Source organism: Paraburkholderia sp. Ac-20342 (assembly GCF_017104985.1).
In the GTDB taxonomy this organism is placed as follows: Bacteria; Pseudomonadota; Gammaproteobacteria; order Burkholderiales; family Burkholderiaceae; genus Paraburkholderia.
On record NZ_JAAGPQ010000227.1, the window covers coordinates 1 to 787 of the forward strand.

Genomic DNA, 787 nt, shown 5'->3' on the forward strand with positions numbered 1-787 from the left:
TTCAGCATCTCGTGATCCCAATGCTGGTGATGCAGCGTCCACGGCACATTGCCGCCCAGCAGCTTCTGCTCGATGCCGACCATCAGCGTGCCGAGGTACAGGCCCTTGCTCATCCACTGCTTGAAGTTGCGTGCGCGATACAGTTCAGTGTGAAGCCATGAGGTCTTGAAGGCTTCCGGATACGCAGTCAGTTCGTCAGCCTGGCGACCGGCCTGCACGGCGTCGAAGGCCGCGTCGGCCGCGAGCATGCCGGTCTTGATCGCCGCGTGCGAACCCTTGATACGCGAGACGTTGAGGAAACCCGCATCGTCGCCGACCAGCGCACCACCCGGAAACACGAGCTTCGGCAGCGACATCAGGCCGCCCGCCGTAATCGCCCGCGCACCGTACGACACGCGCTTGCCGCCTTCGAGAATCGCGCGGATCGCCGGGTGTGTCTTGTAGCGCTGGAATTCCTCGAACGGAGACAGATACGGATTCGAATAGCCAAGACCAACGACGAAGCCGACCACGATCTGGTTGTTGTCCAGGTGATAAAGGAACGAGCCGCCGTACGTATCGTTCTCGAGCGGCCAGCCGGCCGTGTGCATCACGAGGCCCGGTTTGTGCTTCGCGGGATCGATTTCCCACAGTTCCTTGATGCCGATGCCGTAGACCTGAGGATCGGCGCCATCGCGCAGCCTGAACCTGTCGCTCAGTTGCCGCCCGAGATGCCCACGCGCGCCCTCGCAGAACAGCGTGTACTTCGCGTGCAGTTCCATGCCGAGCTGGAAATTTTCGGTCGGCT

At 62.0% G+C, this 787-nt stretch carries 1 protein-coding gene; it reads right to left on the reverse strand.

Annotation, left to right across the window (positions count from 1 at the left end):
- A partial coding sequence (locus G3N58_RS33885) for an NAD(P)/FAD-dependent oxidoreductase (RefSeq protein WP_206001375.1) occupies nucleotides 1-787 on the reverse strand: 787 nt, incomplete at both ends.